General features: G+C 63.6%; 19 protein-coding genes. 5 read left to right on the forward strand and 14 right to left on the reverse strand.

Translation table 11 applies throughout. The features are described from left to right. The first annotated feature begins 1,066 nt into the window (after positions 1-1,066). Both CH291_RS26870 and CH291_RS18075 read left to right on the forward strand, forming a co-directional pair. Positions 1,067-1,234, forward strand: coding sequence for a hypothetical protein (locus tag CH291_RS26870; RefSeq protein WP_179276598.1), 168 nt, complete (start codon positions 1,067-1,069; stop codon positions 1,232-1,234). Between the two features lie 96 nt (positions 1,235-1,330). Continuing rightward, on the forward strand, positions 1,331-1,885 hold the full coding sequence (locus CH291_RS18075; protein WP_094688240.1) for a hypothetical protein: 555 nt from the start codon (positions 1,331-1,333) through the stop codon (positions 1,883-1,885). Positions 1,886-2,006: 121 nt separating this feature from the next. On the opposite strand, the gene CH291_RS18080 is transcribed toward CH291_RS18075, so the two are convergent. Together CH291_RS18080 and CH291_RS18085 are read right to left on the reverse strand one after the other, a co-directional pair. Further along, positions 2,007-2,660, reverse strand: coding sequence for a response regulator (locus CH291_RS18080; protein WP_094688241.1), 654 nt, complete (start codon positions 2,658-2,660; stop codon positions 2,007-2,009). 38 nt (positions 2,661-2,698) lie between these two features. Beyond that, positions 2,699-3,904 carry a sensor histidine kinase gene (locus tag CH291_RS18085; RefSeq protein ID WP_306437689.1) on the reverse strand — a complete coding sequence of 402 codons (1,206 nt, stop codon included), beginning with the start codon at positions 3,902-3,904 and terminating at the stop codon, positions 2,699-2,701. A 165-nt stretch (positions 3,905-4,069) separates the two neighbouring features. On the opposite strand from CH291_RS18085, the gene CH291_RS18090 reads away from it, so the two are divergent. After that, the gene (locus tag CH291_RS18090; RefSeq protein ID WP_094688243.1) at positions 4,070-4,693 is read left to right on the forward strand and encodes a DUF4352 domain-containing protein; all 624 of its coding nucleotides are present in this window, start codon (positions 4,070-4,072) and stop codon (positions 4,691-4,693) included. A gap of 79 nt (positions 4,694-4,772) precedes the next feature. Beyond that, positions 4,773-5,417 carry a vWA domain-containing protein gene (locus tag CH291_RS18095; protein WP_094688244.1) on the forward strand — a complete coding sequence of 215 codons (645 nt, stop codon included), beginning with the start codon at positions 4,773-4,775 and terminating at the stop codon, positions 5,415-5,417. A 131-nt stretch (positions 5,418-5,548) separates the two neighbouring features. Here CH291_RS18095 and CH291_RS18100 read toward each other — a convergent pair whose 3' ends face one another. Then, entirely contained in the window at positions 5,549-5,890 is a 342-nt protein-coding gene (locus CH291_RS18100; RefSeq protein ID WP_094688245.1) for a hypothetical protein, read from the reverse strand. A gap of 275 nt (positions 5,891-6,165) precedes the next feature. Here CH291_RS18100 and CH291_RS26580 point away from each other — a divergent pair, with 275 nt between their 5' ends. Then, positions 6,166-6,294, forward strand: a complete 129-nt coding sequence (locus CH291_RS26580) for a DUF2510 domain-containing protein (protein ID WP_141215352.1) — start codon at positions 6,166-6,168, stop codon at positions 6,292-6,294. Between the two features lie 256 nt (positions 6,295-6,550). Here the strand turns inward: CH291_RS26580 and CH291_RS18110 are convergent, their stop codons facing one another. The 11 genes from CH291_RS18110 to CH291_RS18160 all read right to left on the reverse strand — a co-directional run bounded on the left by CH291_RS18110 (position 6,551) and on the right by CH291_RS18160 (position 22,317). After that, on the reverse strand, positions 6,551-7,384 hold the full coding sequence (locus CH291_RS18110) for an NmrA family NAD(P)-binding protein (RefSeq protein WP_094688246.1): 834 nt from the start codon (positions 7,382-7,384) through the stop codon (positions 6,551-6,553). Positions 7,385-7,393: 9 nt separating this feature from the next. Beyond that, positions 7,394-9,325, reverse strand: a complete 1,932-nt coding sequence (locus tag CH291_RS18115) for a hydantoinase B/oxoprolinase family protein (RefSeq protein ID WP_094688247.1) — start codon at positions 9,323-9,325, stop codon at positions 7,394-7,396. Next, the gene (locus tag CH291_RS18120) at positions 9,325-11,424 is read right to left on the reverse strand and encodes a hydantoinase/oxoprolinase family protein (protein WP_094688248.1); all 2,100 of its coding nucleotides are present in this window, start codon (positions 11,422-11,424) and stop codon (positions 9,325-9,327) included. Before CH291_RS18120 ends, CH291_RS18115 begins: the two co-directional genes overlap by 1 nt. Positions 11,425-11,663: 239 nt before the next feature. Then, positions 11,664-12,329, reverse strand: a complete 666-nt coding sequence (locus CH291_RS18125) for an SRPBCC family protein (RefSeq protein ID WP_094688249.1) — start codon at positions 12,327-12,329, stop codon at positions 11,664-11,666. Then, positions 12,326-14,806: an aerobic carbon-monoxide dehydrogenase large subunit gene (gene cutA, locus CH291_RS18130; RefSeq protein ID WP_094688250.1), complete on the reverse strand. Its 2,481-nt coding sequence runs from the start codon at positions 14,804-14,806 to the stop codon at positions 12,326-12,328. The genes CH291_RS18125 and cutA overlap by 4 nt, the downstream gene beginning before the upstream one ends. After that, the gene (locus tag CH291_RS18135; RefSeq protein WP_094688251.1) at positions 14,803-15,441 is read right to left on the reverse strand and encodes a (2Fe-2S)-binding protein; all 639 of its coding nucleotides are present in this window, start codon (positions 15,439-15,441) and stop codon (positions 14,803-14,805) included. Before CH291_RS18135 ends, cutA begins: the two co-directional genes overlap by 4 nt. Further along, positions 15,441-16,361 carry an FAD binding domain-containing protein gene (locus CH291_RS18140; protein WP_094688252.1) on the reverse strand — a complete coding sequence of 307 codons (921 nt, stop codon included), beginning with the start codon at positions 16,359-16,361 and terminating at the stop codon, positions 15,441-15,443. Before CH291_RS18140 ends, CH291_RS18135 begins: the two co-directional genes overlap by 1 nt. 80 nt (positions 16,362-16,441) lie before the next feature. Next, entirely contained in the window at positions 16,442-17,872 is a 1,431-nt protein-coding gene (locus tag CH291_RS18145) for a uracil-xanthine permease family protein (RefSeq protein ID WP_094639943.1), read from the reverse strand. 129 nt (positions 17,873-18,001) lie between these two features. Continuing rightward, positions 18,002-19,684, reverse strand: a complete 1,683-nt coding sequence (locus tag CH291_RS18150) for a helix-turn-helix domain-containing protein (RefSeq protein ID WP_256980894.1) — start codon at positions 19,682-19,684, stop codon at positions 18,002-18,004. After that, complete coding sequence (locus CH291_RS18155; RefSeq protein ID WP_094688253.1) at positions 19,660-20,802, reverse strand: XdhC family protein; 1,143 nt, start codon at positions 20,800-20,802, stop codon at positions 19,660-19,662. Before CH291_RS18155 ends, CH291_RS18150 begins: the two co-directional genes overlap by 25 nt. 138 nt (positions 20,803-20,940) lie before the next feature. Next, complete coding sequence (locus tag CH291_RS18160) at positions 20,941-22,317, reverse strand: amidase (RefSeq protein ID WP_094688254.1); 1,377 nt, start codon at positions 22,315-22,317, stop codon at positions 20,941-20,943. Positions 22,318-22,326: the final 9 nt, after the last annotated feature.

Below are 22,326 nucleotides of genomic sequence, written 5' to 3' on the forward strand. Positions count from 1 at the left end.
CGATCGATGCATTCCAATCGTAATCGCGGGTTTGGCCGTCGACATCGCGGCGCTGGCGGCATAAAAGTGTTGTTCGACGATCATCTGTGGTCGGCCGGTGGAGGAACGACTCGTTCGTGCATCCCGCGGCGTGTATACGACGCTCACCAGGTCTGAGTCTCGGAGGCGGGGAGGTATTTTGCCTTCGGGTTCAACCTCGACGATCACTGTCGAATGGCGTCGTGGATCGCTTCGACGGCACCAGTCGGGTAACTCGCCGAGACCGTAAGGCTCGTGATCGAAGAACGGTTCATCACTCCACACGTCGGCGCGGCAGATTTCGATTCCGACGGTAGGCCACGTCAGGCGGACGTTTTCTTCTGTCCGGAGCGCGAGGCGTCCTGCGTCCCACCACCCACAGTGGGCGGTGTGGAAGACAACCCGGGCATTCCCGAACGCGAACTCCTCCAATTGTGCTGACTGCATGTCGACGCTGCGAAGCAGTTCGGTACGCCGTTGGGGCGTGAGGTCCGAAAATGGTTGGTCGACCTCGATAACGACCATGAATCCGGGGTCTCCAACGGGTATGTCGTTGGGCCCGAGGCGTGTTTGTTCCATAGTTCTCCTCGTCAGTTGTGCGAAAGGGTTGCCGAGAAAGTCGGCGAGAGCGGAGTCCGGACTACCGGACTGCCTGCAACTTCATGTGTACACGAGGGCACCGACAGGTTTGTCGAAGATGCCTGTGGTGTGCCCCCTCTGAACCGGGGACGCACCACAAATCCACGAGTCCACTGAAAGTGGGAGTCTTATCCTGACGGTGCGGTAACTGCGCCTTCCGCGACCATGCACGTCTACGCCAACCGCCCGATTTGGACCGAAACTCTCGACAAGAGAACAGTACTCGGCATCAAAGCGCTATGAGCTGAGCTGCACGCTTTGATGATTGTCCGCGGTCGATAAGGAGTATCGGTACGGCCGACCTTAGTTCACGCTGCACCGGTGGCGGGAAATCCAGTAGAAGAGCCACCAGCCAGCAGGGGAGCACCACAACGTCGACGACCCGGCGCGGTTGGTACACCATGGACCGGTGACCATCGAGGTACAGACCACATGGAACGGGCACCGGTACACCTGGACTCTGCAGCCCGACGGTTGGTGGGATCTCACGCACCGCACCAGTGCGCCGACCGTCAAGCGCCGGCTGCGAGCGCGCGAGTTCGGCGAGGATCATTGCGAACTGGTCACGTACGACTGAGCCTGCGAACATCTCGACGCTGCGTTAGCGCGTCGGTCGGCTCCGTTACGATCTCGAGATTAAGCTACGATCGTCGTCCAGGAAGAGTTTCCCGTCATGAATGTGCCGCTGACCCGCCGCGATGTCCGAGAGCCCGTCCGGCGCAGTGTGCAGAAGTTGGGATTCGCCGACGCCAGCACTCGCAAGGGCGCTGCGGATCAGACCTTTCACATCGACGGAAAGAGAGTGATCGGACGAGGAACAGTCTCTTCGAGACCCGTCGACGTCGACACATTGCGCGCTATCCACCGGGACGTCTATCTACTGGATCGTATGAAGAACAAGGTCAGACGCCACACCTCTCACGGCGGGTACAGCACCGAGGCTCGACAGTTCGCGCGTGAGAACGGTATTCGGCTCTACACACTCACCTCGAAGGGCGAATTGCGTCGCCTCGGCCGTGGCCCGGTGATCGCGGGCAGCACGCTCGACCGTATCGCTGTCTACGCGGTCGGGGTGTTGCTCGCGCTCGTAGCGTTGGGGTGGGCTCTCACGCACCTGGAGACTGTCGGAACGGTGTTTCTCGTGGTCATCGCGGTGGCGGTAGCCATTCCGGTGCTGTGGGTTCTGGGGTTGATTCTTGACTTCTCCGGATTCCGGATCCGGAAGTAGCAGTGCGGTTCTCTGACGAGAGGAAGGCATAATCAGCTCCTGCCGCGGCACGTCGTCCGCCTAAAACAGGATATGTGCACAGCGAATTTGATTGCTGCTCAGCGGTTCTGGCTCGGCTCGCTTACGTGACCATGCCTGCCCGAAATGCAGCCAGTGCCGCCTCGACTCGGTTGCGCACACCGAGTTTGACAAAGATCCCGGAAATATGGGTTTTCACCGTTGTCTCACTGAGGTACAGCTCGGAGGAGATGTCGGCATTGGTCGAACCAGTAGCCAAGATGCGCAGCACGTCTCGCTCCCGCGGGCTCAGCACGTCCATCGACACCGATGCCAGAGCTGCCGGCAACATCGACGTCGCCACAATCTTCCGCAGCGAATCCTCACTGAACAACGTGTTGCCCGATGCCACTGCACGAACCGACTGATGGAACGTTTCGGGCGCCTCGCTTTTGCTCAGAAAGCTGTGCGCCCCCGCCTCGATGGCCCGTATTACGAGATCGTCCACATCCATCGCCGTCATCGCAATGACTTTCGGGGGATGGGCCAGCGTCATCAACTCGCGAGTGGATTCCAATCCGCCGACCCGGCGCATCTGAAGATCCATCAGCACCACGTGCGGCCGGAACGCGGCCACCGCAGCAGGCACCTGGTCGCCGTCCTCCACGTCGGCCACCACTGCAATGTCCGGGGTCTTCGCGAAGATGTCTGTCACTCCACGTCGAACGAAGGGGTCGTCGTCGACGATCAGAACTGTGATCACGGCTGGCGCTGTCATGGTTCGCTGAGCTTAGAACGCGACTCCGACAATGCCCGTCAGGAGTACCACGGCAACCAGCACGACACCACGAACTCGCCCGGCTGCGCGCCGGCACCAAACGTGCCGCCCACCCCGCGGACCTGTTCGGCCAGTCCGGCCAACCCCGTACCCGACCCATGCTTGAACGCCGGTTGCCCCATCAGCTGATTGCGTACCTCGACGCGCACGCCCGCCTGATCGGACCCGTGCACCGCCACCCGAATGGTCGAACCGGCGGCGTGCTTCTGCGCATTGGTGAGCGATTCCTGCACCACCCGATACGCCACATGACTGCTCGCAGCGCCGACCTCACCGGGCGTCACGTCGAGCATCAGTGACGTGTGCAAGCCCGCGTCCCGCGCCGAGTGCACCAGATCGGAGATGCCCTCGACGCTCTGCCGGCCGCCGCCCGATTTGTCGGCCGATCCGCGCAGAACGCCGATGATGCGCTTGAGCTCGTCGAGCGCATCGTGAGCGGTCTGCCGAATCATCGATGCAGTTTGGGCGACCTTCTCGGGTCCATCGGCGCTGTTGACTTGCATTCCGCCTGCAAACAGTGAGATGCGGCTGAGGCTGGCAGCGAGGGTGTCGTGCATGTCGCGGGCGATGCGGGCGCGTTCGGCATTCAGCAGCATCTCCTCGCGAAGTGCGTTGGACTCCACCGTCACCTTGTCTCGCGTGACCACGGCCTCCGTCAGGTCTGATCGTGTGCGGCGCAGTACCGCTCCACCCAGGACCAACCCGACGAGCACTGCCGCGACGACCCACGGAATCCACGCCGGGACGTCCCATTCCACCGGCATGGACCCGTCCTCGGCCTTCGTCGAACCGATGGTCAGGACGGAGTAGTACCGACTGCGATGCGCGTCGTACGTCAACGACACCCCACACGCGACGTACACCGCGACGGCAGAAATCACGAGCGGCTTGCTTCGCGCGAACGCACCGACAGCAAATAGGGCAATCAACGCCGCCGTCGCATCGGTTGCGAAGAACAGCGGGCCGGCCAGTGCCAGTCCAAGAACGACCCATGGGCGCTCGTGTCGCCATATAAGTGCGACACCGGCGATCAGGTTGAGCGTGACGCCGATGCCCAGGTTCCAGCCGGGTGTGCCGGACGCGCCCGCCAACCCAGCGGTCATCAACGAGCAGAACAGGCTGAAGGCCACCGCCGCCGTTGTCCAGGCTTTGCGGCGCAGGATGCCTGACCTATGCGTGCTCACGATCAGCAGCGTACGGCCGAGCACCGACACCGCGAATCGTCCTATCGGCCCGCATCACTGTCCGAATGCGACCGAAAGGAGGAGGCGCACCGACCGGTCAGCCGAGGCGCGGGCAGGGCCGACTGCGGTGTGGTTGATGCATCGCCCAACGAGAGGAATTTCGACATGCCCAACCAGAACCCGAACCCCCAGCAGCAATACGCCCCGCCCGCTCCCGAGCAGAAGAAGAGTTGGTTTGCCCGACACAAGATCCTGACCGTCATCCTGGCGATCGTCGTACTGGGTGTCATCATCCGGCTCGCCGGTGGCGGTTCGTCCGAGACGCCGACCGCTCCCGCGCCGGCCGGATCCTCGGCGTCGGAGGAAGCAGCTCCTGCAGCCCCTGCCGAGCCGAGTAGTCCAGGAATCGGCGTTCCGGTACGCGACGGCAAGTTCGAGTTCGTTGTCTCCGCGGTCGCACCACCCGTCGCGACAGTCGGTTCTGAGTATCTGACGCAGACCGCACAGGGCGAGTACGTCCAAGTGACGATGACCGTGCGCAACATCGGCGACCGGGCACAGAGCTTGGACGCATCCTCGCAGAAATTGCTCGACGCGGACGGCAAGCAGTACTCCGTTGACAGCCTCGCGACCGCCTACCTCGACGAGGGCATCGGCTACGAACAGATCAACCCGGGTAACGCGCTGGACACGACCGTCGTGTTCGACGTCCCCGTCGGGACCGTGCCTGCCGAGATCGAGCTCCACGATTCGGCGTTCTCGGGCGGAACGACGGTGGCCCTCCGGTGATCGACTCGAACAGCCGTTCCGTTCTTTCCCAACCCAACTCACTCGTTGCAGTTTCGGCTGCGACCTGAAGGAGGAAACCATGACCAACCCTCAGCTGTCCCTCGTCGCCGCACTGCTCGACCGGTCCGGCTCGATGCAGTCCATCGCCGACGACACCCGCGGCGGATTCGACTCGTTCATCACCAAAGAGCGTGAGGCCGATGGCCGGACCGTGGTCACGCTGGCACAGTTCGACGACCGGTACGAACTGGTCTACGACAACACACCCATCGACGATGTTGCTGCGCTCGTGCTCGAACCGCGGGGGAGCACTGCGTTGTACGACGCGATCGGCCGGCTCGTCAGCGAGGTGGGCACCGGGCTGGCCACGATGCCGGAGGACGAGCGTCCAGGCTCGGTGACGGTGCTCGTGATGACCGACGGCCACGAGAATGCGAGCCTGGAGTGGACGAATGCTGCTGTGCGGGAATTGATCCAGCGGCAGGAGTCCGAGTACAGCTGGGACTTCGTGTTCTTGGGATCGAACATCGACGCCGTCGAGGTGGGTGCCGATCTGGGCTTTCAACGGGACAAGTCGATGACGTACGTCTCGACGTCGGTCGGCGTCACGGCAGCCTTCGATTCGGTAGCGGATTACCAGCATCGAAAGCGCTCGGCCGGTGTCGATGCGTGTTCGGTATCTGGTTTCACCCCGGAAGATCGCAGACGAGCGCGAGGGGAGTAGGGGAGAGGGACAAAGTCAATCGCGGGCGAGACGCGGTTCGTTGTTCGGATGAGACCACCGACCGCGTCCGTATTGGACTTTGCATCGCCGCTGATCAGCTCAGATAGTCGTTCTGAGCTGATCGACCGCGGCTAGTGTGTCGGGAAGTGACCGTGTGTGCCGAACTGGTGGCCCTGCAGGAACGCCTCATTCTGAGCGTTCGCGCTGTTGATCAGACGCTGTTGTTCCTGCTGGGCGACCAACTTCTTCGCCTCGTTCGACTTGTAGATCTTCATGCCGATCCAGATCGCCGCGACGACGAACAGCACCCATGGATTGGATCCCACGAACCCGATCGCGAGCAGCACCAGGAACGCGGTCAGTATCGGATGGCGACGCGGCCATGAACGTTGCGGCACTACGTAACCGACATGCGTGGTCTGATGGATGTTGATCGTGCCGTAGTTCGGGCTGTTGTGGAACTCGTTGTTCATCTTTTGTCTTTTCTCGAGTGCTGCGGGATCCGTTGCCCGGCACTGAGCCAGACAGTTACGACCATATGGTCGGTTTCCGGGGTCGACGTGTTACACGCCTAACTCGAGTGTGCGAGGATTCGCTGATCTCGAACGAAGGAAGACTCTCAATGGCAACCAGCCCGTGGCACATTTTGATCGTTCTGGTTCTCCTAGCGATTCCATTGGTGGTCATAGGAGCAATTGTTTACGCCGTGGTTGCGTCGAACCGTCGACGTTCTACACCCGGGGTGCAGATGTACCAGGCACCTCGACCAGGCTGGTATCCCGATCCGGGAAGCCCGGGCCAGAGCAGGTGGTTCGACGGAGTGCGGTGGACGGATGCAACAGCACCAACGGGTCCGGTGCCACCCTCAGCGCAGTGAGCCCAGTTCATCCAGCGGACACACTCTGGAATGGAGTAGGTCTTCGACTTCGGCGGTACCCGGTAGTCGGGCGCACGGGTGGTACCTCGATGGCGGGGATTCACTTACGAGAATCGACACCCGCACCAGCAGATCTCCCGCTTGCCCGCTCTCAAGGGAACTGGAGCAGTGTTGGCGACATTGATCGATTCGGACTAGTTGGATGCGGGTGGTTGCATATACCGCCCGCGGACTGAATTTTGGGGCTGAGCAAGTCCTAGCGGACTAGAGCGCGAATCGGTGTCGGGGACCTACCCAGCAAGGTTGCCGTGACAGCGCTACTGGCCAGGAAGTCTCTATCGTCGTAGTACTCGAACATCGCCGAGAGACGCTGGTGCGCATCGGGACTCAATTCACTGCCGTGCAGTCTCATCCAGTCGTCGACACCAATGGACTCCATCGCCACCGACCGGCCGGTCATCGTCTCGACCAGAAGCACCACGTCTCGGACACTCAACATCTCCGGTCCACCCAGCTCGTATGTTGCCCCGTGATGCCGCTCCGCACCCTCGACCAGAATTCGGGCGGCCACCTCGGCCACATCCTCAAGACTGACGAACGAGAATTTCGTATCCAGGCTATAGGGCACAACGAGACTCGGAGAACCGGTCAGGACCTCCTCGAAGTTCTGCGCATAGGCGCACGGCTGCAGGATGGTCCAGTACAAGCCCCGCTCCGAACCGAAGGCACGCAGCTCCTCCTCACACCGAGCCTTGTCCATGTGGTGCGGCATTTTAGGGCTGTAAGGCCAGGCCACCGAGTGGTAGACGACATGGTCGACTCCTGCCGAAGCCGCAGCTTCCAGGGCCCGCGCAAGAAGAGCAGGCTCATCCGGATGCACATTGGGTGCAATGAAATACACCCCGCGGCACCCGGTGAACGCCTCGACAAGGCCTGCACCGGTCTCCAGGTCCACCGGATAGTCCGGTGCAGAACGACTCAGTCGCCTTACCACCGCCACACCGTCGAGTGCAGCGGCGACGGCTCGTCCGGTCTTGCCCGTGGCACCGACGATCGCGATGTCGGTGCCACGGGACACATCAAGCTCCATCAGTGAATCTCAGCGATCGATGAAGTCGTACTCGGCGAACTTCGCGCCACCGGACAGGCGTTCGTAGCCTGGCCCGCGATCGAAGAACGGCTCGTCGAGGCCGCGAGCGTTGCGCATCTCGGTTCGCAGCTTCTCCGATGCCTCGACATCCGCGGTCGGCGTTCCATCCTCGATGACGACGCCGTAGTCCTTGGCCGCGAACTCGCGAGACACTTTGCCCCACAGCACGTCCTGCTCGACCGACTCGATGGGTCGTTCCAGGGGATCGCCCCAGCCGCCGCCGCCGGTGGTACGGATGCGGATGGTGTCGCCGGCCAGAATCGGCTCGGCATCGGTCAGCGCGTCGAACTCGCGCTCGTTGGGCTGACCCGGATTCAGCGTCACCGAGAACGATCCGCCGGCCTTACCGCCCTTGACTCCCCAGCACGCGAGAATCGAACGGTCGGCAATGGACATGAAATGCGCATCCTTGAGCATCCGGATGTGCTTCTCGTAGCCGAGGCCGCCGCGGTAGCGTCCGGCACCGCCGGAATCCTTGGCCAGGCCGAGCTTTTCGACGATGAACGGGAAACGGCTCTCGGTGAACTCGGTGGGCAGGTTACGCGAATCGGGCACAACGTGAATAGTGTCCTCACCGTCCGCATAGTGCCGTCCACCCGAGCCGCCACCGAGTACCTCACGCATGAGGTACGAGTTACCGTCGAAGTCATCGCCGTACACACCGGTGTAGCGGATGGTCTCCTGATCGGCAGGCATGTTGCCGTCCACGGCCTTTGCGACGACGCCGGCAAGCACACCGAGCAGACGCAGGATGACGAACGTCCGCGCGTTGGTCGGAGCCGGGAAGATAGGGGTGATGAGCGTGCCCTTCTCGGGGAACTTCATCTCGATCAGCGGAATGACACCCTCGTTGACGTCGAGCTCGGCCATGCGCTCGGGGGAGTCCGCGAGGTTGCGCAGCACCGGCGCAAGCCACTTGGCGAGGAAGTTGCCGTCGGCGTAATCACCGCAATGGTTGATCGGACCCTTGGCCTGCGGTCCTGTTCCGGTGAAGTCCAGGATCAGACGCTCGCCGCCCTCGTCCTCGGGACCGGTCTTGGTGAGCGTGATCCGCTGAACGTGCAACATGGGCTCGTCGACGCCATCGTGCTCGGCGTAGTCCTCCCAGGTGTATTCACCCTTCGGGATCTTGCTCAGAATCTCACGACGGTAGATCTCGGTGGTCGCATCCATCATCGAGTCGAAGCACGCCTCGACGGTGTCGACGCCGTACCGCTCGTACAGCTCCGTCATCCGCCGAGCACCCATGAGGCATGCAGAGCATTCGGCGTCGAGATCGGCGGCCAACGCGTCGGGCATCCGTGAATTGCGCGTCATGATGGTCAACGCGGCCTGGTTGGGTACACCCTGATCCCACAGCTTGATGGGCGGAACCATCAGGCCCTCTTCGTACACGGTGGTCGCACCGGACGGCATTGAACCGGGGCAGCAGCCACCGATATCGTCGTGATGACCGAATGCCTGGACGAACGACACCACTGTCGGCTCGGTGTCGCCGGGCTTGGTCGCGAACACCGGCACCGTGACGCACAGGTCGGGCAGGTGGCCGATGCCGCCTTCGGATAGATAGACGTCGTTGTGGAAGTAGACGTCACCCGGCTTCATGGTCTCCAGCGGGAAGTCGCGGGCAACCGGATGGACCAGCGCGGAGTAGGAGCGGCCGGTGAGCTTGCGCAGATTGCGGTCGTGGATGCCGGCGCGGAAATCGTGGGCGTCGCGGATCATCGGCGATCGCGACGTCCTCGAAATAGCCGTCTCCACTTCCATTTCGACACTCGCGAGATAACCGGCCACGATCTCGACGAGAACGGGATCGGGCGCAGGTGCGTCGACCGGAGACAGTCGGTAGGGCTTGTTGTTCACCTTGTCGATGACGGTCATCAGTTCGCTCCGTTCGAGTCGAGAGTGCGGGTGATGCGGACGTTGCCGAACGTGTCGATGCGGGCCGAGAAGCCCGGATCGATCGGCACGGTGGAGCTGAATTCTTCGATGACGGCCGGGCCGGTGATCGTGTCACCGGCACCGAGATCCGCACGGCTGTAGATCGCGGTCTCGTGCCAACCGTCGAAGTACGCCTGACGCGTTCCGGTGCGGGCACTTTCGGCTCCGGTGCCGGCGGCGATCTCCGACAGCACGGGACGCTTGATGGGGCCGATACCGCTGACCCGCAAGTTGACCCACTCGACGAACTGGCTGTGATCGCCGCGGAAGTCGTACCCGTAGAGCTCGCGATGCGCTTCGTGGAAGGCCTCGGCGGCCTGATCGATGCTCGCCTGGGTGATCTCACCGTCGGCGATCGGGACCCGAACCTCGAAGGCCTGCCCGAAGTAGCGCAGGTCGGCCGAGCGTGCGTAGCGACGATCCTCGGCGGCGAAGCCTTCACCGGCGAGTGCTTCGTCGGCGCGCGCAGCGAGCACGGCCAGCTCCGACTCCAGGTCTTCGGCACGCAGACGGTCGTGGCGGCTGACGTGCGTCTGCACGTAGTCGTTGCGGACATCGACGGTCAGCAGTCCGAACGCCGAGACGTTGCCCGGGTTGAGCGGCACCAGAACGTCTTTCAGACCCAGGATGTCCACGAGGCGGCAGGCGAGCAGAGAGCCCGAGCCGCCGAAGGTGACGAGGGTGAAGTCGCGTACGTCGAGTCCGCGCTTGACCGAGATCTGCCGCAGCGCATTGGCCTGGTTCCACGCGGACACTTCGAGAATGCCGGTGCCACAGGCCTCGACCTCGAGGGAAAGCTGGTGCGCCAGGTCTTCGATGCCCTTACGTGCCAGGTCGGTATCGAGCGGGATCTCGCCGCCGAGCAGGTGGGGAGGGATCCGGCCGAGAAGAACGTGGGCGTCGGTGATGGTCGGAGCGGAGCCGCCGTTTCCGTAACACATGGGTCCGGGATCGGCACCGGCAGAATGCGGCCCGACGCGCAGCGTTCCCTCGGGTGTCATCCACGCGATCGATCCACCGCCTGCGCCGACGGTGACGACGTCGATCATCGGAATCTTCGACGGGTAGTTGCCGACACGTCCCTCGGTGGTCAGCGCGGGCTCACCGCGAACCACGACGGTGACGTCGGTGGAGGTGCCGCCGCCGTCGCAGGTGAGGACCTGCTCGACACCTGCCGCGCTGGCCACCAGAGCTGCCCCGAGAGCGCCGGCAGCGGGACCGGAGAGGACGGTGGTGATGGGCTGGTGCACAACCTCTTTGGCCGACAGGACGCCGCCATTGGACTTCATCACGTAGAACGGCACGTCGCGTGCGTCACCGGATTCGGTGGCGAACTCGCGCAACCGGTTCGCAATGTTGGTGACGTAGCTGCGAATGTTCGGCTTGACGGCCGCGTCGACCAAGGTGGTGATGGCGCGCTCGAATTCGCGGTACTCGCGCAGCACCTCGGTGGAGATGGAGACAGTCGCCTCGGGGTACTCCTCGAGCAGGATGTCGCAGACGCGCTGCTCGTGGTCCGGGTTGGCGTAGGAGTGCACCAGGCAGACGCCGAGCGTCTTGACGCCCTCGGCCTTGAAGAACGCGGCCGCGGCGCGCACATCGTCGTCATTGAGGGGGCGAATCTCGTTGCCGTCGAACGAGAGCCGGCCGCGGATGGTGCGGACGCGGTGTGCGGGTACGATGCGATCGGGCTTGACCCAGAAGTACGAGTTGCCGTAGCCATCGGGTACCGACTGACGGGCGATTTCGAGTACGTGTTCGTAGCCCTCGGTGGTGATGAAGCCGAGGTTCTCGACCTTGCCCTCGAGCAGCTTGTTGGTGGCGACGGTGGTGCCGTGGCTGACGGCGCTGAGCGAATCACCCGAGACACCCAGCTGCCGAAGCACTTTGTCGATGCCCGTCAGAAATCCCTCGGCCGGATCGCTGGGCGTGGAGGGGGTCTTGGTGGTGACCATGGCACCGGACTCCTCGTCCACTGCCACGACGTCGGTGAATGTGCCACCGGTGTCGATACCGACCCGAATCTTTCGTGGTTCCACGCTTCCTCCTCAGTAAGTTTCGTAGGCCACGCGTCCGAAGCTCGGATCTGCGGGTGCCTGACGTGTACTCACATTCGACCCGTTATGCGCGTCACAATCTTTGGCACAAGGCGCCAAACTCCGACCGTGCATTTGAGCTCCGCGCGCTCTGCAGCACCATCGAATTGGCAGTACTTACAACGCGGAAGGCCGCTCACCCCGCACTGGGGGTGAGCGGCCTTCTGTCTACGAGGCTGAAGCTACCGATTACACGACGAACGAGTGAGCACGCTGCCCAGGACAACTCCGGCCAAGGCAATGCCCGCGCCCGCCGCAGCAGCGATCAGCGCACCGTGAACGGACGGCGCGGCCACCGGAGCGCCGGCACCGACCGAACGTCCACCCGCGGCTGCGACCGGCAGCGCGATGGAACCACCCGCTGCGTCGGCGGGGGAGGCCTCGGCGGATGCCGAGGCCTCGGGCACCCCGTTCGCGATGACGCCGTCGAGTCCGTTGAAGAACACTCCGGCCATCTTCTTGGCGACGCCGGTGATCATGCGCTGCCCGACGCCGCCGACCATGCCCCCGACAACGGCATCGGCGTCGTAGCTGAGCAGGGTGCCACCGCTCTGGGTCTGCTCGAGCTTGATGGTGACATCGGCGCGCACAGTGCCCGGCGCACCCGCACCGGAGGCCGTCATGACGAACGACTCGGGTCGATTCTGTTGTGAGAGCAGCACTTCACCGTCGTACGTGCCTTTGATCGCCGCGACCCCGGCCGTGATGGAGAGCTTGTAGTGATCGTCGCTGAGCTGCTCGAGCGATTGCACACCGGGGATGGTCGCGGCCAGGACTCGGCCGTCCTGCATGCTGTCGTACACCTCGGCGGGCGGTGCGGTGAGCGTTGCGGTGCCTGCGATTCTCATGAATTCTCCTTGGATGACTGGGCGACCGCGTGGGTCAGCCGCAGCTCGTACAGGTCGGACGGGGATATGGGCATCGAGGTGATCGGGAAGCCCTCGGCGTCCTCGACCGCAGCCGCGATGACGGCGGTAGTGGGAATGACGCCGGCTTCACCGGCACCCTTCATTCCCAACGGGTTGAGGCCGGACGGGGTGACGGTGTGATCCATCTCGATCGTCTCGGGAACTTCGGTCACGAACGGCATCAGGAAGTCCATGAACGAGGCGTTGAGCAGCTGGCCGTGCTCGTCGTAGACGATCTTCTCGTACAACGCGCCGCCGATACCCTGGGCGACTCCGCCGTGGATCTGGCCCTCGACGATCCGAGGGTTGATGACGTTGCCGCAGTCGTGCACCACCGCGTAGCGCTCGACGTGTATCTCGGCTGTCACCGGATCGGTTTCGACGATCGCGGCGTGGATGCCCGACGCGAAGGTCGACCGCGGGGTCGAGTAGTACCCCGTCGCTTCCAAGCCCGGCTGCTCGCCCTCGGGGACCGGCGGGATCGTCATGTCGGTGTCCATCTTCGCGAAGCCCGTCGCCTGCCTCGATTCCTTGTCGAAGGCATACCGCAGCGGATTGGACAGTACGGCAACCACTCCGAGTGAGATGGATGTGCCCTCGGCTCCGGGTTCGGTGCCGATCTTGCTCACGTAGCCCCCGCGTAGTTCCAACTCGACGGGGTCGAGATCGAGTGCACGCCCGGCGATGATCTTCGCCTTCTCGGCCACCATCTGCGCGGCCACATGGAACGCAGATCCCGACATGACTGCGCCACGAGAGGCGAATGTACCGACTGCATAACCGAATCGACGCGTATCGCCGGTGGTGATCTCGACGTCGGCGATCGACACACCCAGGTCGTCGGCGATGATCTGCGCGAAAGTCGTCTGATGACCCTGGCCCTGGGTGGTCAAACCCGTTGCGCCCTTGATCTTTCCCGAGTTCTCGATCAGGACGTGCGCACCCTCGTACGGCCCGGGGCCGGTGCCCTCGACGTACGCGCCGACGCCGATGCCGACGGTGCGTCCCTGCGCCGCTGCCTGCCTCTTGTATTCGGGGAAGCCGTCCCAGTCGATCAGTGCCTTGAGCTTGTCGATCCCGGCCTGGTAATCGCCGGTGTCGTAGATCAACGGTCGACCGTCCTGGAACATCAGACCGAAGTCGTAGGGCATCTCCTCGGGCCTGATGAGGTTCTTCTCTCGTACTTGCAACCGGTCCTTGCCGAGATACTGGGCGATGGCATCCATCGACCGTTCCATCGCGAAGACGCCCTGCGGACGGCCGGCACCGCGATAGGGGATGACGATGACGGTGTTGGTGTACAGCGAATAACCGTTGCAGCGGAACGAGACCGGCTTGTAGGGGCCGAGCACCTGCGTCGCCGTGTTGATCAGCACGATGATGCCGTACGGCAGGTACGCGCCGTTGTCGTGCCAGACGGTGAAGTCGAACGCCAGCAACCGTCCTTCGTCGTCGAACCCCAGGGTGACCTCTTGGACCTGGGCCCGTTCGTGGGCGCTCGAGATGAAGTGCTCACGACGGTCTTCGACCCATTTGACCTCGTTCGAGATGCCGGCTCGGCCCAACTGACGCGCTGCCCACGTCACCATGACCTCTTCGGGCCACGGGTGCATGATCTTGACGCCGAAACCGCCACCGACGTCCGGTGCGATGCAGTGAATCTTGTTCATTGCCATCCCGAGCCGCGCTGCGACGGCCGCGCGCACCGAGGTGGAGGTCTGCGTCGACGACCAGAAGGTCAGCGTTTCCTCGTCGCTGTCCCACCGCGCATAGACACCCTTGCCCTCCAACGGCATTGCTGCCGAACGCTCCACGTCGAGATTGAGCGTGATTCGGTGCGGTGCCGTCGCCAATTCGCGGTCGATGTCGCCGAAGCTGTGCTGCAGATGCGCTGCAACATTGTCGGGTACATCGTCGTGTACTTGCCGAGTCGCGGCGCGAGCGGTCTCGATTCCTACGACCGGATCGAGAATGTCGTAGGTTACCTCGATGGCCGCGCAGGCGTCCTCGGCCACGTAGCGGCTCTGCGCGATGACCATGACGATGGCCTCGCCGACGTGGTTGACCTCGTCCTTGGCAAGGGGAAAGCCGTTGCGCGGGGCGATGATTGCCGGGTGCGGGATCAACAGCGGCAAGCCCTCGGCCATCTCGGGAGAGTCCGCTTCGAGATCGTCGTAGGTGTAGACCGCGTGCACGCCCTGCATGGCGAGAGCGGCGTCGATGTCGATCCCGGTGATCCGCGCATGTGCGTGCGGTGAGCGAACGAAGGCCGCGATCAGTGCGCCGTGTCCGAGGTCGTCGAGATACTTGCCCTTCCCGCTCAGCAGTCGATTGTCCTCCGACCGCGAGAGCGGTTGTCCGAAGAGCGGGTCAGTGTTGGTCGGGGTGTGCGGTGGCGCCGTGCGGGTGGTGCTCATGCTCGGCCCATCCGTCCGCCGACGGGATTGGTGGTTCCCCGTACTTTCCGGTCCAGTGCCGCTCGGCTCGATTCGTCGTCCGGTCCGAGGGGGAATTCGCCCGCGCGTTCACGCTTGATCTCGGCGGCCCGCAGCACCGACGCCTTGATGTTCTGGTAGCCCGTGCACCGGCAGATGTTGCCGGCGATGGCCTCGGTGGCTTCTTCCTGCGTCGGCGAGTCGTTCTCTTCGAGGAACGCCGCGATGGTGGTGACGAATCCTGGTGTGCAGAAGCCGCATTGCAGACCGTGGCAGTCCTTGAACGCCTGCTGCACGGGGTGCAGCGTGCCGTCCGGCTCCACCAAACCCTCCACCGTGGTGACACTCTGGCCCTCGAGGCTGGCGGCCAGCATCAGGCAGGCCCGGACGGGCTTACCGTCGAGCAGAACGGTGCAGGCACCGCACACGCCGTGCTCGCACCCTACGTGGGTGCCGGTCTGGCGAAGATTTTGGCGGATGGCATCGGAGGCGATCGTTCGGGCGGGAACGACGATCGTTTGTTTCGTCGAGTTGAGCGTGAACGTCACCTGTACGTGCTGTTCGCCGGTCTCGACCATCAGATCGTCGAGCTGTTGTTCGATATCTGTTGTCGTCATTACTGGTTCACTCCGGAATCGACGTGCAGCGCTGCCTGGTGCGTGGTCAACGAGGATGCGCCGTCGACTGCGGCGGCCATCACCACCCGTGCGGTCAGCGCTGCGACGAGTTGAGATCGGTAGGCGGCTGTAGCGTGAATATCGGGCTCGGTCTCGATGCGATGCCGAGCAGCTTCGGACAGTGCGTTCCACTTCGGATCACGCGCGTCGGAAATCGACGCACCGGCGATGACATCGCTGAAGTCGACGACCTCGCCGAATTCGCCTGCGGAGACGTAGGTGACGTGGGCGGTGCGTACCTCGTCATCGGCCACCGAGACACGGGCCGCAACCCCGACGAGCGCGTAATCGCCATGGCGGCGCGCGATTTCGTCGATGGCGGTTCCCACACCCGGTCGAACTGCGGGAACCGTTGCCGAGACGGCGATCTCGTCGGTCTCGAGCGAGGACTCCAGCGGACCGAGAAACAGGTCTTTCGCGGCGATCTCGCGTCGTCCCCGTACGGACTGGACCGTGACCGAACCGTCGAGCAACCGGATCACGGCGGGCATCTCGGCCGACGGGTCGGCGTGAACGATGGATCCGACGGTGGTTCCACGGTTCCTGATCGTCGGGTGGGCCACCAACTGCAACGCTCGTCCGAGCAATGGCTGGGTCCGAGCGGCCGAGCGGTCCGAGGCCACGGATGCGTGCGTGGCGAGCGCGGCGAAGGTCACGCCCGACTGCGTGGAGGCGGTGATGTCTGCGAGCCCGTCGATGCCGGTGATGTCGATCAGGTTGCCGGGGGCCGCCAACCGCATCGACAACATCGGGATGAGCGACTGCCCGCCGGCGAGTACCTTGCCGTCGACTTCCGCCAGAATCTGGCACGCCTCCTCGATCGACCGAGGTCGATGGTATTTCAGTGGAGAAGGTTTCATATCCCGATCCTGCCTGCCTGTGCCGATAAGTGTTTCGTCAAGAGGTGACAAACGTCACGCCTCAGTGTGGCAATCGCTCGTTACCGCAACGGCTCGAGGGGGCCCACCTCGGTCGTGCCCCCACGGGTGGCCGATCGACGGGTGGGTGAGTGGTCGATCGGTGTCTTCATGTGTTCTGGGGCAATGCGTGCACACAGGTGGTAGAGCCCGATGACGATGATGGTGCCCAACGAGATACCGCTGAGCGAGAACGAATCGCTGAAGACGAGGGAGGTGTCTCCGATGGCGATGATCAGTCCGGCGGCGACGGGCATCATGTTGAGCGGGTTGCCGAAGTCGACGCCGTTCTCGCGCCAGATCTTCGCGCCGAGAAGGCCGATCATGCCGTACAGCACCACAGTGATGCCGCCGAGTACGCCTCCCGGCGTGGCAGAGATCAGGGCACCGAACTTGGGCGAGAATCCGAGGATCACTGCGATGAGTCCGGCAGCGGTGTAGGCGGCCGTCGAGTACACCTTGGTGGCGGCCATGACGCCGATGTTCTCGGCGTAGGTTGTCGTGGGCGAGCCACCGACCGAACTGGCCAACACCGTCGCGACGCCGTCTGCAGCCAGTGCGCGTCCCATCATCGGGTCCAGGTCGTCCCCGGTCATCTCGGCGACGGCTTTGACGTGTCCGGCGTTTTCGGCGATCAGGGCGATGACACCGGGGAGCACAAGGACGATGAAGGCCAGGCTGAACGATGGTGCATGGATACCCACGATGCCGTTCGCTTCGTCGCTGAACGGCGGCAAGCCGAACCACTGCGACGACTCGACACCCGACCAATTGACTCGGAAGTGCTCGGTCACCTCGCCGGCCGTGGCGTCGTAGGACGTGATGGGGCCCGATACGAGATCGAGTATCCACGACAGCAGGTATCCGAAGACCAGGGACAACAAAATTGCGATGCGTCCGAGGAATCCGCGCAGAGCAACACTCATGACGATCAGGGCGAACATCACTGCGAGAGCGACCCATTGATCCTGGGGCCAATACGTGCTGGCGACAACGGGGGCCAAGTTGAAGCCGATCAACATGACCACCGCGCCGGTGACGACCGGGGGCAGCACCTTGACCACCACGCCGCCGCCCATGAAGTGAATGGCGAGGCCCGCGAGTGCGAGCACCACACCGGACACCAGGATGGCTCCGGTGACCTCGGCCGACGTGCCGCCCTGCGCACGAATGGCGGCGACGCCACCGACGAAGACCGCGGAAGTGCCCAGGTAGCTTGGGATTCGGCCCTTGACCATGAGCAGGAACAGGATCGTGCAGAAGCCCGACATGAGTATGGCCAGCTGGGGGTTGAGTCCCATGATGATGGGGAAGACGAACGTGGCCCCGAACATCGACACGACGTGTTGGCCTCCGAGGCTGATGGTGCGTCCCCAGTTCAATCGCTCGTTCGGTGCGACCACTTCGCCCGGTGCGACGTTCTTTCCGTCTCCATGAATCTTCCAGATAGGCATGTCGAGCCTTTCTTCGACGTCCCGAACCAAGTGGCCCGTGAGAATGGGTAAAGTGTTGTGCTGCAACGGTACTGCGGCTGGGTCAGGTAACTACGAGCGCAATCTGCCAAGTACTCGGTGGTCCGGCCGTCACATCTGGTGGTCGATGCCGCGCATCGCGATGATCTTCAGTGCGAGGGACAGATCGAGCCGCAGATCTGCGCGGTCGGTGAAGGGGCCCAGAATCTTCTCGAGTTTGACGATTCGGTAGCGAAGAGTGTTGTAGTGAAAATGAAGTGCGCGAGCAGTTTCCGCGATGTTGATGTTGGTGGACAGCAGCATCTCCAGTGTCTTGCGCATGTCCCGTGCCTCGTCGCTGTGTCCTGCGAGATCGTGCAACGTCTCTCGTGTGAACGACTCGAGTTCGTCGTCGTTGTCGACCAGGCTCAACAGACGAAAGACACCGAGTTCGTCGAACGCGGTGACGGCCCAGTCACCGGCGATTCGTCGGCCGACTTTCACCGCAGTTCGGGCCTGACCGTAGGTTCCGGGGATGTCCTCGACCACAGTGCAGGGCCGTGAAATGCCGACGGTGAAGGGTTGTCGACCGCCGCCGCCGTCGCCGTGAACTCGCTCGACGATCTCGTGCACGTTCGAGACCGTCTCGGGGCCACTGCCCATGATGATCACGGTTTCGTTGCCCAGGACGGCTATGGCGGCGTGCGGGTCTCGCTGCGCAAGCGCTCCGGAGAATGCCGACATCTGCCGATCGACGAGGGGTCTGCGTGTAGGCATCGGCTCGTTTCCGCACGGTATCGGTTCGATTGCGACGACAACGACAGGCCGTCCGATGTCCCAACCGAATCGTCGGGCGTGCGCCACGGCGTGTGCATGTTCGCCGCCTCGTCCCAGCAGCAGATCGCGCAAGAAGTTCGACCGGTGCTTTTCCTCGACCGCCGACAGTGCGAGATCGCGAGTGACTGCCACCGCGAACACTCCGGCTGCGGTATCCGCGGCGTGAAGGTCCGATTCCGCCAGCTCTCGACGAGAGGAGGACAGTACTACGCGGCCGTGATCGGTTCCGTTCGCCGTGATTGCGCACACGGCTATCGAATTGTCCTGGAGCGAGCGCAAACCCAGTCCACCGTCGATGGAATCGGTACGCAGCCGCCCGGTGGAATCGAGGGCCGTGCTACTCCGAAGTGCCCGCAGTTCCGCGTCATTGCCGGCGGTGGTGATCTCTCGGCCGTCTACCGTGGTGACCGATACGGCCACATCGCATTCGACGGATGCGGCGGACGCCAAGTCCGTCACCCCGCCACCGGCAAGAGCTATCTCGGTGAGTGTCCGACGCAGACGTTCCGACCGAAACATGGCGCGCGTGTGCATCTTCGCTCTCTCGCGAAGGCCTGCGGTGAGCTGATGATCGGTGTCGAGTTGCTCGTTCGTCGTCAGCAGTGGAAAGCCCAGCTCTTCTGCGCTCAGCCGAATGCGCTCCGGTACCGCGGTTGCATCGTCGACCTGCACGATGATGCCCGCTACGCCGAGGGCATGTGCGCGGGCCAGGAACGCCGCCGTCGCCTCCGTGATGTGTTCGAGAGCCTCGCATGTCGTCGCCAGCAAGTCACCCGGCCGCAGCCAGAACCACATGCCGCTGGGATCTTCGATCTGGTTCACCCGCGATACCGATCGGTCGAGTCCGGTGCGGCCTGCCAGGAGGGTTGCGTGCGCGAACAACCTCGACCGGAGGAGGTTGCCGACTGTATGTGGAGCCGCAGTGGTGCTCCCCGGCTGCTCGTCGATCGCTGTCAGCACCGAACGGCCGATCGCCACTTCGTGCGAGTATTTGTGTCGGACAGTGCATCACGGTGTATCGGGCCGCTGAGGTCGCGCAACTCGAGCCCCGTGGTCTGCCGTGACGTCTTCAGGATTTCGGCCAGGATGGATACGGCCGTTTCCGCGGGAGTTCGTGCCCCCAGATCCAGACCGATGGGGGAGTGCAGCCGTTCCAGCTCGGTGTCGGTCACCCCACGCTCGCCGAGCACTTCGATGCGGCGGCGGTGAGTGGACCGACTCCCGAGTGCACCGACGTACGCAGCGTCACTGCGCAACGCGCGTTCGAGAAGGGGAATGTCGAACTTCTCGTCGTGAGTGAGAACTGCTACGACTGTGCGCTCGTCGACCGGCGCTGTCTCGAGAAACGTGTGTGGCCACGAGACCACGACCTCGACGGCATCGGGGAATCGCGCCCGAGTGGCGAATACCGCACGCGCATCGACGACGGTGACGGCGTAGCCGGCGAACGTTCCCAGATGGCACAGAGCGGCGGCGAAATCGATGGCACCGAAGACGTACATCCGGGGTGGGGGTCCGAAGAGCTCCACCATGATCGGACTTTCGCCGGCGTCGGTGAATCGAACGTCGTGAACCGATTCGCCGCGCTGCAGCGCCGCTCGGACGGAGCGTTCCAGAGTCGATCCGTCGGCCTGAACGTCGATGAGTCCGTCCGAGTCCACGGTGACGTTCCATCCGAGAACCGCGTGCCGTGTCGGAGCATCGGCCGTCAGGTCGGTGAGTACGGCGACCGGCTCGCCCGCAGCGATGAGACGTGACACTTCCGCGAGCGAATCGCACGCTTCGCCGTCGATGAGACGAACGAACACCTCGATGGTTCCGCCACAGGTGAGGCCGACCCCGATGGCGTCGTCGTCCGCCACGCGATAGGTCTCGCTTCTGGCACAGCCGTCGGCGAGGACCTCGTTGGCAAGTTCGTACAAGGCACCCTCGACGCAACCGCCGGAGACGCTGCCGATCACCTGTCCGAAGGCCGACACGGCCATTGCCGCCCCGGCGGGGCGGGGCGAGGACTGCCAGGTCCGTACCACGGTGGCGAGGGCGAAGGGCTCACGCTCGAGCAGCCATGGGGCGAGATCGTCGAGGATGTCGCGCATGCCGCCGCCTTCCTACTGGATGAGTGATGCCCATCACGTTAGTTGGCGGCGCTGCTTCGACGTGAAACATAACTCGACCAAATCCGAAGCGGGTCATTGTAAGAACTCGCCGTCGCGGGTGGTGGTGACACGGGGGATTCAGCTCAACACTGCAGCGACCGCGAGCGCGTGGTGTTCGTGCCACGGCCGGGCGATGACCTGGACACCGATCGTCAGGCCACTCTCCGAGGTGGCAACAGGAACCACCACCGACGGCAGACCGAGGATGCTGATCGCGCGACTGCTGGCCAACGCCTGCGACCACGACAATGCGGTGCCGTCCACGTCAAAGCTCGTCCGTTCGAGCGGTGGGGCGAGAATCGACGCGACCGGGAGTACCAAGACGTCGCCCATCTCGGACAGCAACCGATGCTGCAGTTCGGCGCGGTGAGCCCACAGTGCCTCGACGTCCGCCGCCGACGTCGGTCGGACGGAGGCGAGGATCGCCCTGATGTTGTCACTGAATTCGGCGGGCCCGTACTGCTCGATGTCGGTCTGAGTTTCGCAGGCGCGCATGCGCGTGAACAGGTCGTCGCCTTCGCACAGCGCAGTGCCTCGGTAGGGCGCGACCGACCTGACGGACGAGGCGGTGCGCAGGGCGGCCGCTTCGGTGGCGGCGCGAATCTCCGCGTCGACCGGAACTGTTCCTTCTCCTGGTGCCCAACGGATATCGAGATTGTGGGTGTTCACTTCCGCAGGGTCGATCCACCGGTACTGCGGTGACGAGAGCACCCTCAGTACCATGCTCACGTCGTAGAGGGAGCGTGCCATCGGCCCGATGGTCTGCACCGCACCGTGCATGGTCGCCGTATTCGTCAGAACCCGGTGATCGCGCATGACACCGGGATATTGGCCGTCCGGGTCCACTCTTCCCGGTGTAGGCCTGATCGAATACAGACCTGTGCAGTGCGCGGGCCAGCGCACGGAGCCACCGAAATCGGTGCCCAGCCCCAGAACACTCATGCCCGACGCGATCGCCGCGGACTCGCCGCCGCTGCTGCCTCCGGGGGACAGCCTTGTCCCCGCCGGTGACAGCGGATTGACGGTGTAGCCGAACACGTCGTTGTGCGTCAGGCCGCTGGCACCGAATTCGGGAGTGTTCGTCTTCCCGATGAGGATCGCATCTTCGTCACGCATGCGGGCGACGGCCGGTGCATCGATGCGAGGAACGTTGTCTGCGAGAGCATATGAGCCTGCAGTGGTGCGGACACCCGCGGTGGCGATCAGATCCTTGACCGTGAACGGCACTCCGGCGAGCGCCCCGACAGGCTCTCCGCGGGCAACGCGGGCGTCGATCTCATCGGCAGCCGACAAAGCCGATGTGCCCGCGACCGTGACGACTGCGTTGATCTCGGAGTTGATTCGATCGAGGTGTTCGAGGTGTTGTTCGATCACCTCGCGCGCGAAGAGGCTACCCGAGCGCACCGCCGCGGCCAGGGAACGAGCATCGGATCCGATCGAATTGCGTTCGAGCACTGGGTAACT

Source organism: Rhodococcus sp. 14-1411-2a, from assembly GCF_002259485.1.
Taxonomy (GTDB): domain Bacteria; phylum Actinomycetota; class Actinomycetes; order Mycobacteriales; family Mycobacteriaceae; genus Rhodococcoides.

Coding starts and splice junctions, on each gene's coding strand:
- CH291_RS18135 (WP_094688251.1), bottom strand. CDS start 15,441: ATGACGACAACAGATATCGAACAACAGCTCGACGATCTGATGGTCGAG.
- CH291_RS18145 (WP_094639943.1), bottom strand. CDS start 17,872: ATGCCTATCTGGAAGATTCATGGAGACGGAAAGAACGTCGCACCGGGC.
- CH291_RS18090 (WP_094688243.1), top strand. CDS start 4,070: ATGCCCAACCAGAACCCGAACCCCCAGCAGCAATACGCCCCGCCCGCT.
- cutA (WP_094688250.1), bottom strand. CDS start 14,806: ATGAGCACCACCCGCACGGCGCCACCGCACACCCCGACCAACACTGAC.
- CH291_RS18155 (WP_094688253.1), bottom strand. CDS start 20,802: ATGCGCGACATCCTCGACGATCTCGCCCCATGGCTGCTCGAGCGTGAG.
- CH291_RS18125 (WP_094688249.1), bottom strand. CDS start 12,329: ATGAGAATCGCAGGCACCGCAACGCTCACCGCACCGCCCGCCGAGGTG.
- CH291_RS18095 (WP_094688244.1), top strand. CDS start 4,773: ATGACCAACCCTCAGCTGTCCCTCGTCGCCGCACTGCTCGACCGGTCC.
- CH291_RS18115 (WP_094688247.1), bottom strand. CDS start 9,325: ATGACCGTCATCGACAAGGTGAACAACAAGCCCTACCGACTGTCTCCG.
- CH291_RS26580 (WP_141215352.1), top strand. CDS start 6,166: ATGTACCAGGCACCTCGACCAGGCTGGTATCCCGATCCGGGAAGCCCG.
- CH291_RS18140 (WP_094688252.1), bottom strand. CDS start 16,361: ATGAAACCTTCTCCACTGAAATACCATCGACCTCGGTCGATCGAGGAG.
- CH291_RS18100 (WP_094688245.1), bottom strand. CDS start 5,890: ATGAACAACGAGTTCCACAACAGCCCGAACTACGGCACGATCAACATC.
- CH291_RS18075 (WP_094688240.1), top strand. CDS start 1,331: ATGAATGTGCCGCTGACCCGCCGCGATGTCCGAGAGCCCGTCCGGCGC.
- CH291_RS18080 (WP_094688241.1), bottom strand. CDS start 2,660: ATGACAGCGCCAGCCGTGATCACAGTTCTGATCGTCGACGACGACCCC.
- CH291_RS18110 (WP_094688246.1), bottom strand. CDS start 7,384: ATGGAGCTTGATGTGTCCCGTGGCACCGACATCGCGATCGTCGGTGCC.